Raw genomic sequence first — 10,047 nt, 5'->3', positions numbered from 1 at the left:
CATTGTTCACCCAGCGGCGTTGTCGCTCGCTTATGTGGGCCAACCACACTGCACTCGCTCCGCCTTGCTGGATGAACAATGCGCGCTGGCAGGACGATTAAAATGATTGTTAACACCCCCTAGCCCCCTATGTTTACACTGCTTATTGTCTTTTTTACTGTTTCCATTGTGTTTTCATTTTTTTGCTCGTTATGGGAAGCAGTGCTATTGAGCATTACGCCGACTTATGCCCATATCAAAATGGAGCAAGGCTCGAGCATTGGCCATCATCTTAGTTCGTTCAAAGAAAACATAGATAGGCCATTAGCGGCAATTCTGACGCTAAATACCATTGCTCATACTGCAGGTGCAATCGGAGTTGGCGCGCAGGCGGCGGCGATCTGGAGCGAAACGCATCCATTTATCACCCAGTTTTCTGTGCCTGTGGTAATGACCTTGGCTATTCTAATTTTCTCAGAAATTATTCCCAAAACTATTGGTGCTAACTATTGGCAAGAACTTGCGCCATTTACTGTTAGATCGCTGTTATTGCTTATGGTTGTTCTGGCACCTTTGGTTTGGTTGAGTCAGCTCATTACCAAAGCACTGAAAAAAGATAAATCACGCAGCGTATTATCACGATCAGACTTTATGGCGATGGCTCAGATTGGTGCGAAGGAAGGCGTTTTTGAAGAAGCGGAATCACATATTATTGGCAATCTACTGCAATTTAATACCGTGCGTGCCGAAGATATTATGACACCACGAATGGTCGTTAAAGCTGCTGTTGAGACTCTAACAGTACGAGAGTTTCACGAGAAAAATAAAGACCTTCGATTCTCGCGTATACCAGTATATCAACAAGAATCGAAAGACCACATTACTGGTTATATTCTCAAAACCGAGGTACTGGCTAATATTGTTAACGGTAAGCCAGACGTGACCCTGGCGAGCATTCGTCGAGAAATGATGATCGTTAACGAAGATTTTCCTTTGCCTGACTTGTTTGATCGCTTAATGAAAAAGCGTGAGAATATCGCCTTGGTGGTTGATGAATTTGGCGGTATGGCCGGTATTGCTACGATGGAGGATGTGATAGAAACCATGCTCGGAATGGAGATAGTTGATGAGTCTGATAGAAACGAAGATATGCAAGTGTTAGCGCGTAGAAACTGGCAGCAACGTGCGCGCAGACTTGGTTTGATAGAAGAAATGCCATCAGCTATTAATGCGGAAACTGATGACAATATTGTATCAAAAATAGCAGGCGACGCAACACCAAAAAATTAACAGCTACTAATTCAGGGTTAGTCTAAAATGAATTAGGTGTTCCAGGCCAGAGGCTATTGATTGCCTTTAGTGATACGGGGAAGAGAAAATGGAATCGTTACTCGGTAAATTTAGTGAAGTGTTTGGGTTATTATTTGATAAGGTGGTTGCCTTGGGTCAAAGCCCTGAATTCTACACACAGATAGCAATAGCGATATTAGCAATAATTTTAGCGTCTATACTCGCTAATCTACTAAAAAAAATTACACCGTTTTTTCAAACCTTACCGCAAGAAGGCCATTTTCTTGCCTTGCGTCAATCTTTATATAAATCGCAAGGGTTATTGTTTCCAGTGGTTGCCATTATATTGCTGGGTGTGGCAGTTGCGTTGAGTGGCCAATTCGTTGATCAGAGTTGGTTAATACGCATCACACAAGGTTTGGCAACTGTTTATCTGTTATATACCATTGCTAAACACTACGTTACCCAGCCAGTTGTAAAATCGTTGATTAAATGGTTGGTTTTGCCGTTAGCCATTCTCCATGTGTTTGGTGTGCTTGATGATTTTATTACTTATATTGATGGCGTTGCCATTGAGCTTGGCAATATTCGTTTTTCACTCTATGGTATCGCGCGCGTTCTAATATTCGGTAGTATTTTGTTCTGGCTGGGCCGCATATCAAACAATGCTGGACAGAAAGTAATTCGTGGCCAAGAGGACATTGATGTTGGCACCCGCGAAGTCTTTGCCAAGCTATTCCAAATAGTGCTCTTTGCAACGATATTTATTTTGTTGTTGCAGGTTATGGGTATCAATCTCACTGCCCTAGCGGTATTTGGTGGTGCTCTGGGTGTCGGGCTGGGTTTTGGTTTACAGCAAATTGCCTCGAACTTTGTATCGGGTCTTATTATTCTTCTCGATCGCTCGGTGACGGTTGGCGATTACGTTGAACTTGAAGACGGTAAGGCTGGAACCATTCTTGAACTTAATATGCGCGCGACAACACTAAAAACGTACGATGGCAAAGATATTGTTGTGCCCAACGAGCAGTTTATTACGACTAGTTTTACTAACTGGACACATCGTGACAGGCTGCAACGCTATGATATTGTGTTTTCAGTTGCCTATAAAACCGATTTAGATAAATTATTAGACCTTGTACGTAGTGTTGTCCGTAGCCATCCACAGGTATTAAGCGAGCCTGAGCTAGCAGATGCCGAAATCAGTGAGTTTGGCGACTCAGGCGTCGAGATTTTGGTGGAGTTTTGGATGGAGGGTATTGACGATGGTGTGAACCACGTTGATGCTGATTTGAAACTTATGATTTGGCATGCGCTGAAAGAAAACGACATTGAGATACCTTTCCCTCAACGTGAAGTTAAAATTGTTGGGGCAATGCCTAGTTAGCCTACATTGAAAAATGAATTACTACGTAATCATATTGTTGTTGGTGTTGCTGGGTGGTATTGGAGTGACAATATGGGGCTGGAAAATACTTTTAGTCTCGCGGAAAATGAGCCAATGGCCAGCTGTAGAAGGTGAAATTACTAAGTCAAACTCTGCCCACCTTAGTGGTGAATTCTCACCTAATATTCAGTATCACTATGTTGTTAATGGGAAAGGCTATCAGCGGGATTTTGAATTTCCGAGGGATGTTGAATCCATACCTGAATTATCGGCAAGTTATATCAAAAAATACCCTATGGGAAAAAAAGTAACAGTTTATTATAATACGTCAAACCCAGACGAAGCAGTGCTTGAACCAACATTGCGTGGCGATTGGATGATTCTTGTCTTGGGTCTTGTCGCCATTGTTGCAGCAGTGCTTGCTCTTTTAAGCTAAGGCACCTCTGATGTATGTGTCATGGAACATGATCTTGTACCTGAAATCTTCCAGCTCTTCGGCGCTAATCTTGCCACCCTAAGAGTACGTCCTCAGGAATGCTATCGCATTCCTGAGGGGCGCAATAGCCCCACTATTGACTGCGATTCGCATCTTGATTTGAAAACAACAGATACAATCTCGCTGTCCCAGAATTAATCAGAGGTATCCTAAACTCTTGCTATGTAGCACCGCATGTTTAGGTTCGCGCTATGATGATGTGCTGTGTCTACGTTGAGCCTATAAAGCGCCATCTTGAAACAGATTAAGATAGGTGATTACTTGCTACACAAATGATAAACACTGCCAGGAGAGAGATATGAAACTACGTATTCAGTGGGTATTAGTTATTTATATTTGTTTTGTTTTTCTGCAATCATTATTTTTTAAATTCACCGGCTCCGAAGAAACCGTCATTATTTTTTCAACCATCTCTGAATGGATGCGAGGGATTGGTCCGCTAGAATTTATTGCGCCACTATTTGAACAATATGGCGGCCTGGTCATCGGTTCTACAGAGCTAGTGGCATGTGTTCTATTGGTTATTTTCGCTACTCGGTTTTGGGGTGCGCTATTAGCACTTGGCGTAATGAGTGGCGCAATATTCTTTCATCTCTTTACGCCGTTAGGTGTTGATCGTATTGTTGATAGCGCTGGTAATACCGATGGTGGTGTGTTGTTCTACATGGCATGTGGTGTATGGATTTGTACATTAATTCTCGCATTTATGAATAATCCATTTAGAAATAAATCAGCTTATGCATTGTAAGTAGCCTAGTGTCATACCAACCGTATAATGACGGTCTCAGAGCCATTCAAGCAGGCCAAGGCAAGGCGCAGCCATGCAGCAATAGTTGTTCTATTGCAAGTGGCTGCGCCCCGCAGGAAGTGCCCTTGGGGTGCAACGCCGCATTGGGCTGCTTGAATGGCTCCCTTCGGGCGAGACGAGAAGCGGCCATCTGCTGTGTTCCGCTCGCTTGAATTAGCTACGGCTAGCCCTACACTCGCGCGCCTTGCACATGACCGCTTCTCGTCTCGCTGAGACCATCATTATACGGTTGACATGACACTAGTAGCTGGTAAGTTTGAGATTCATCCTCACTGTCATACTATGCAGTAAGTTATAAACGAATAAGACGTAAAAATATAATGGCCAGAGTAATTCTATTTAATAAACCTTTTGCGGTGCTGAGCCAATTCACTGGCCAAAAAAATCAAGCAACACTGGCTGAATATATCGATGTGCGCAATGTCTACGTGGCGGGGCGTCTGGATAAAGACTCGGAAGGCCTCTTGGTGCTAACTGATGATGGTGAGTTACAAGATAAAATCGCCTCGCCTAAACATAAAATGAGCAAGACCTATTGGGTGCAAGTTGAAGGCCTCCCTGATGATGTGGCTATCGACACCCTGCGTACAGGGGTAGAACTCAAGGATGGTTTGACTAAGCCTGCCAAGGTGAAATTGATTGACGAACCAAATCTATGGCCACGTAATCCACCAATTCGCGAGAGAAAATCTATTGCTACCTCCTGGTTAGAGATAAAAATAAAAGAAGGGCGAAATCGGCAAGTGCGTCGTATGACAGCGGCGGTGGGTTATCCAACATTGAGACTGATTCGTTATTCAGTTGGAAGTTGGACTGTTGATGGCTTGGAAACAGGTTCTTATCTTGAGTTAAGTGTTTAATTAGCCTTGTAGCTGTGTATGCTTTGAATTATCGAAAGAGTAGATGATATATCTGTGGTCAGTTTATTCCAGCGGTGTGTTGATTAGCTCTATCCAATGCATAACAGGTGTTTTTGCCTTTGTTTGGATATGCAGTTGGCAACCAATATTCGCGGTAACGATAACATCAGGTTGTTCATCTTCTAAATTATCGAGCTTATTTTTTAACAGTTGTTGAGATAGCTTAGGTTGCGTAATTGAATAAGTACCCGCTGAGCCACAGCATAGATGTGAATCGGTAACGGTTGTCAGTTGAAAGCCTGTCTTAGTTAAAATTTTCTCTACCACCCCGTTTAATTGTTGTGCATGTTGCAGTGTGCAAGGACTATGGAATGCGACTTTTAATGGTTTTGTGTTTTTTGCAAGTTTTCCTAGGGGCTCGTTTACAATTACTTCGCATAAGTCTTTTGCCAGTTCACTGATACGCTTTGCTTTCTCAGCATAAGCATTGTCGTGTTTTAAAATATCGCCATATTCTTTTACGGTTGCACCACAACCGCTGGCAGTGATGATGATGGCTTCGATACTTTGTGTCTGACCCTCGTGTTTAAAGGGGGGCTCGACATAAGGCCACCATTGATCAATCAGGTTGCGCATATGTTGGTGTGCAGCATTGGGGGCTGATAGATGATGGCTGACAGAACCACAACATTGTGCAGGTTGCGGTTCAATCAGTTCAATGCCCAGCTTATCCAATACATTGGCCGCAGCGGTGTTGGTGTTTGGCGTAATCACACTTTGAGCGCAGCCAGACAACACTAACATACGGCGTGAGTGTGTATTCTTAACACGGTGTAAAGGGGTTTGTTTTAGCGGAATCTTTTGTTGCAGTGCTTGCGTTAATAGCGGTTTAAAGAATCGCCCTGCATGAAGAGCAAGTTTAAATAAACCTGGGCTCTCGATGAACGTGCGTAGAAAATAGCGTTGGATTTTATCGCCTATATTGCGTGTTACTTTTTCTTCAATAATTTCACGGCCAATATCGACTAAACGTCCATAGCGAACGCCAGAAGGGCAGGTAGTTTCACAGGCACGGCAAGTCAGGCAACGATCAAGATGCAACTGTGTTGCTTGAGTAACTTCGCTGCCTTCTAACATTTGTTTGATTAAATAAATTCGGCCACGTGGGCTGTCTAATTCATCACCCAATAATTGATAAGTAGGGCAAGTTGCTATACAAAAACCACAATGCACACAACTGCGTAAAATATCATCGGCTTCTTGGCCGAGAGGGGTATTTTTATAGTGCTCACTGAGATTTGTTTGCATAGTATAATATTAGTTATAAATTTGGGTACATGCGACCAGGATTAAAGATGCCTAGAGGATCAAAAGCCTGCTTAATTTTTTTATGAATGCTGAGCAAACTTGTTGGCAAGGGATGAAAGGCATCCACACAATTTTTATTATGGCCACGGTAGCGTGTTGCATGGCCACCTGATTTCTCCACAGCAGTACGTATGGTCTCTGCTGGAGCATTGGAAACTAACCAACGTAAGGCGCCGTTCCATTCGTATAAGTATTTTCCTTCTATATTCATCGAGGGTGAGTCGGCAGCTACGGATAAGCGCCAGAGTGGTTTCTCTGTAGTAAAAAAACCATGTTGCTGTTCTTTTATTTTTTGCCAGAGGATTTGATTTTCTGCAAAAATTTCGCCACCAATCGCCTTCTTGCAAGTGTCAACAGCACCTTGTGTGCCGCTTAGTCGAAGAAATAAGCGGTCGCCGTCATAACAGCTGGCGCTAATTGGCAGGTTGATTTGGCTAAGCCGATTGAGTTTGGCTAAGGCTTTTTTGGTATCGTATTCTAATGTGAGTGTGATTTCGGCCTCAGGTTTAGGTAATACTTTCAACGAGATTTCTAATAGCACTCCTAAAGTGCCCAGGGCGCCAGTCATTAGTCGCGACACATCATAGCCGGCGACATTCTTCATGACTTCACCACCGAAGGCAATAATTTCGCCTTTGCCATTAAGAATTTTACAGCCAAGTACAAAGTCGCGCGCGGCACCTGCTGCGGCGCGTCGTGGGCCTGATAGATTGCAAGCAATAGTGCCACCCAAAGTGGCGTTATTGCCATAGTGCGGTGGTTCAAACGCAAGGTGCTGATTGTTGGCTGCCAGGGCTTGCTCAATTTCTACGAGGGGTGTGCCTGCGCGTGCAGTGATGACCAGCTCGGTGGCTTCATAGTGAATAATGCCTTCGTTACCGCTAACATTGAATATTTCACCCGTCGCACTGCGTCCGTAAAACGATTTACTGTTACCACCTTGAATAGACAAAGCCGTATTGTTTTCAATGGCATCGTTAACGCGTGCCTGTAATTCCAGGCTGATATCTTGTGCAGGCATGTGGACTAAAAGCGCTCGAGTTCGGGGAAAGGTAACTTGCCTTTATGGACATGCATGGCGCCAAACTCGGCGCAGCGATGCAGTGTTGGCACGGCTTTACCTGGGTTAAGCAGGCCTTTTTTATCAAAGGCGAATTTGATGGCATGAAACTGTGTCAGCTCCTCACTATTAAACTGCACACACATTTGATTGATTTTTTCCATGCCGACACCATGCTCACCGGTGATTGTGCCACCGACATCAACACAGAGTTGCAGAATTTTGCCACCAAATTCTTCGGTACGTTCTAACTCGCCTGGATTATTGGCATCATAAAGAATTAAGGGATGTAAATTACCATCGCCGGCGTGAAAGACATTGGCAACCGCTAATTTGTATTCGGCTGATAACTCACTGATGGTTTTTAACACATGAGGTAATTGTTTGCGCGGTATGGTGCCATCCATACAATAATAATCCGGTGCAATACGGCCAACGGCAGGGAAAGCTGCTTTACGGCCTTTCCAGAAGAGTATGCGTTCTGCCTCATCTTTAGCCGTTCGCACTTCAGTTGCGCCGCTTTGGGTTAAAATTTCACGTACTTTAAAAATATGTTCGGATACTTCGGCGTTAGTGCCATCGACTTCACATAATAAAATTGCCTCGGCATCGGTGGGATAACCTGCGTGGACAAAATCCTCTGCCGCTTGAATAGCCAGTTTATCCATCATTTCCAAACCGGCTGGAATAATCCCTGCGGAGATAATATTACTGACCGCTGTACCTGCTTTAACGACATCATCAAAAGCGGCGAGTATGACTTGAGCGCGTTCTGGAATAGGCAGTAGCTTAACAGTAACTTCGACAATCACAGCAAGCATGCCTTCAGATCCCGTCATCAGTGCAAGTAGATCAAAGCCTGCCGAATCGAGGCCAGTACCACCAATAGTGAGTAATTCACCATCTATAGTGATGACTTTAAGTTGCTGAATATTATGCACGGTGAGGCCATATTTAAGGCAATGCACGCCACCGGAATTTTCCGCGACATTGCCACCGATAGTGCAGGCGATCTGTGATGATGGGTCAGGTGCGTAATAAAGGCCGTAAGGCTTCGTTGCTTCAGAGATGGCGAGATTAGGTACGCCTGGCTGTACGACGGCGGTTTGGCGTTGTGGATTAATTGCCAGGATTTGTTTGAATTTCGCCAGGCTTAGCAAGACGCCATCTTTATGTGGCAAGGCGCCGCCTGATAATCCTGTGCCTGCTCCTCTGGCAACGACGGGAATTTTTTGTTGATAGCAAAGTTTCAATATGGCTTGAACTTGTTTAATACTCGAAGGTAACACGACAACCAGCGGCAGTTGGCGATAGGCCGATAGCCCATCGCACTCATAGGGGTGCAGATCTTCTTGTTGATGCAACACGGCATTGCCAGATATTATTTGACTGAGGGCTGAAATTAGCTGTGTTTTATCCACGATGAGTTAACTCGCAAACCAAGTAGAACAAACAATACTACCTGATTTCAATGCAAAATGGGCTGCTATTCTAAGGTGTATACGACTGCGGTGAGCGAAGCCGCAAAGCCAATAAGATTTAAAAAAAACAGTAGTAGAAGTACGCCATAATGGCTAGCTATTTGGGTGCTATGGAATTTGAGTGGTGCCGTATTTTTATTCTTATGACGTTTTTTTGCGACCTTTAAAAAGCGCGTCACGAAACGCAAGATATATTCGACAAGGGATGAAGCGAAAACTGAGATATTTAATTTTATCGAGATGTTCTACAATTCAATAAAGCGCCATACGCATACAGGTAGCATATCACCTGCTAAATATGAAGAGGCGTATTTTTTGGAATCAACCAGTGTCTAGTAAAGGCTGGGAAGTCCAGAGTGAGAAAACGCGCACACTGCGTGGTGCAAGTCTCAACGCGATATTAGATAAACTGTTGGAGTTAATGGGCAAAAAGTTAAAGCAGCGGGCTGGGCTGCCTTGTTTAGGGAATTGATACGAGGGAATTGTTGGCTCCTTAGCCATTAGGTGTAGTAGTTCAGATTTAATCAGAGGCTCTTTAGGAATCAGCACCGTCAAAGTGTTCGGTTTCGATGCGATTCCTGCCAAGACTCTTGGCACGATAAAGTGCGATATCGGCACGTTCGATCAGGCTGCTAGGTGTTTCGCCAGGGCGATACATGGTGACGCCGGCGGAAAAAGTAGTGAGTGGAAATTCGACGTCGTTGAACTTGATAGTTGTTTCTGCGGCGGCTTGTCTAACCTTGATAAGAGCGCGTACGGCGCCTTCATGATTAGTGTTAGGTAAGATCACGGCGAATTCTTCACCGCCATAGCGAGCGACCATGTCATGATGTCTGAATATAGCGAGAACCTTTTGGCAAAAGACACGAAGTGCTTCGTCACCGCCAGTATGGCCGTAGTTATCATTAATTGCTTTAAAGTGATCAAGGTCAATTAATACTAGGGTGAGAGGGTAACCATAACGCTGTACACGGCCTATTTCATCTTCCAGGCGGCGCATAAAAGCACGACGGTTAGGTAGGTGAGTTAACTCATCTGTCATGCTCAACAGGTGAACACGTGCAAGCTCATCACCTAATTGTTGGCTATTGCTTTCGAGAATTTTTAGATAATTTTGTGTATTATCAAATTTATTCGCAAGACTACGGTTGCCACCGATCAATTTTTCAACAGCACTTAGAATAACTTCTTTTAACTCTGATAAATTCTCTGTCGTTTCAGAGCGCAATACTTCTTCGCGTTCGAGTTCAAGCAATACCCCGAACTGTTCGCTTTGGCGTATTGCATCGTTGAGCTGTTGGCTTAGTGTTGTTTGGAT

General features: G+C 44.1%; 10 protein-coding genes. 6 read left to right on the top strand and 4 right to left on the bottom strand.

Features of this window, described 5'->3' with window-relative positions; translation table 11 throughout:
• Nucleotides 1-129 precede the first annotated feature (129 nt).
• The 5 genes from JKY90_00765 to JKY90_00745 all read left to right on the top strand — a co-directional run bounded on the left by JKY90_00765 (nt 130) and on the right by JKY90_00745 (nt 4,820).
• Nucleotides 130-1,269 carry an HlyC/CorC family transporter gene (locus tag JKY90_00765; protein MBL4850804.1) on the top strand — a complete coding sequence of 380 codons (1,140 nt, stop codon included), beginning with the start codon at nt 130-132 and terminating at the stop codon, nt 1,267-1,269.
• 88 nt (nt 1,270-1,357) lie between these two features.
• The gene (locus JKY90_00760; GenBank protein ID MBL4850803.1) at nt 1,358-2,656 is read left to right on the top strand and encodes a mechanosensitive ion channel; all 1,299 of its coding nucleotides are present in this window, start codon (nt 1,358-1,360) and stop codon (nt 2,654-2,656) included.
• Nucleotides 2,657-2,669: 13 nt separating this feature from the next.
• The gene (locus JKY90_00755; GenBank protein ID MBL4850802.1) at nt 2,670-3,092 is read left to right on the top strand and encodes a DUF3592 domain-containing protein; all 423 of its coding nucleotides are present in this window, start codon (nt 2,670-2,672) and stop codon (nt 3,090-3,092) included.
• Nucleotides 3,093-3,450: 358 nt separating this feature from the next.
• Nucleotides 3,451-3,900, top strand: coding sequence for a hypothetical protein (locus tag JKY90_00750; protein MBL4850801.1), 450 nt, complete (start codon nt 3,451-3,453; stop codon nt 3,898-3,900).
• A gap of 380 nt (nt 3,901-4,280) precedes the next feature.
• Nucleotides 4,281-4,820, top strand: a complete 540-nt coding sequence (locus JKY90_00745) for a pseudouridine synthase (protein MBL4850800.1) — start codon at nt 4,281-4,283, stop codon at nt 4,818-4,820.
• Nucleotides 4,821-4,883: 63 nt separating this feature from the next.
• Here the strand turns inward: JKY90_00745 and glcF are convergent, their stop codons facing one another.
• Genes glcF through JKY90_00730 form a run of 3 tightly spaced genes read right to left on the bottom strand, consistent with a single transcriptional unit; the run spans nt 4,884 to nt 8,672 of the window.
• Entirely contained in the window at nt 4,884-6,128 is a 1,245-nt protein-coding gene (gene glcF, locus JKY90_00740) for a glycolate oxidase subunit GlcF (GenBank protein MBL4850799.1), read from the bottom strand.
• Between the two features lie 13 nt (nt 6,129-6,141).
• The gene (glcE, locus tag JKY90_00735) at nt 6,142-7,209 is read right to left on the bottom strand and encodes a glycolate oxidase subunit GlcE (protein ID MBL4850798.1); all 1,068 of its coding nucleotides are present in this window, start codon (nt 7,207-7,209) and stop codon (nt 6,142-6,144) included.
• Between the two features lie 5 nt (nt 7,210-7,214).
• Nucleotides 7,215-8,672 carry an FAD-binding protein gene (locus JKY90_00730; protein MBL4850797.1) on the bottom strand — a complete coding sequence of 486 codons (1,458 nt, stop codon included), beginning with the start codon at nt 8,670-8,672 and terminating at the stop codon, nt 7,215-7,217.
• Between the two features lie 246 nt (nt 8,673-8,918).
• Here JKY90_00730 and JKY90_00725 point away from each other — a divergent pair, with 246 nt between their 5' ends.
• Entirely contained in the window at nt 8,919-9,065 is a 147-nt protein-coding gene (locus JKY90_00725) for an IS3 family transposase (GenBank protein ID MBL4850796.1), read from the top strand.
• 199 nt (nt 9,066-9,264) lie between these two features.
• On the opposite strand, the gene JKY90_00720 is transcribed toward JKY90_00725, so the two are convergent.
• Nucleotides 9,265-10,047: GGDEF domain-containing protein (locus JKY90_00720; protein ID MBL4850795.1), on the bottom strand; the 783-nt coding region annotated here is incomplete at its 5' end.

It is taken from the genome of Gammaproteobacteria bacterium (assembly GCA_016765075.1).
Taxonomy (GTDB): Bacteria; Pseudomonadota; Gammaproteobacteria.
Note: the sequence above shows the minus strand (reverse complement) of the source record. Positions and strands in the feature narration are given on the sequence as shown.

What these genes read in the sequence shown, in the direction of transcription:
- glcF (MBL4850799.1), bottom strand. Translation starts at nt 6,128, where the DNA reads ATGCAAACAAATCTCAGTGAGCACTATAAAAATACCCCTCTCGGCCAA.
- JKY90_00765 (MBL4850804.1), top strand. Translation starts at nt 130, where the DNA reads ATGTTTACACTGCTTATTGTCTTTTTTACTGTTTCCATTGTGTTTTCA.
- JKY90_00760 (MBL4850803.1), top strand. Translation starts at nt 1,358, where the DNA reads ATGGAATCGTTACTCGGTAAATTTAGTGAAGTGTTTGGGTTATTATTT.
- glcE (MBL4850798.1), bottom strand. Translation starts at nt 7,209, where the DNA reads ATGCCTGCACAAGATATCAGCCTGGAATTACAGGCACGCGTTAACGAT.
- JKY90_00755 (MBL4850802.1), top strand. Translation starts at nt 2,670, where the DNA reads ATGAATTACTACGTAATCATATTGTTGTTGGTGTTGCTGGGTGGTATT.
- JKY90_00750 (MBL4850801.1), top strand. Translation starts at nt 3,451, where the DNA reads ATGAAACTACGTATTCAGTGGGTATTAGTTATTTATATTTGTTTTGTT.
- JKY90_00745 (MBL4850800.1), top strand. Translation starts at nt 4,281, where the DNA reads ATGGCCAGAGTAATTCTATTTAATAAACCTTTTGCGGTGCTGAGCCAA.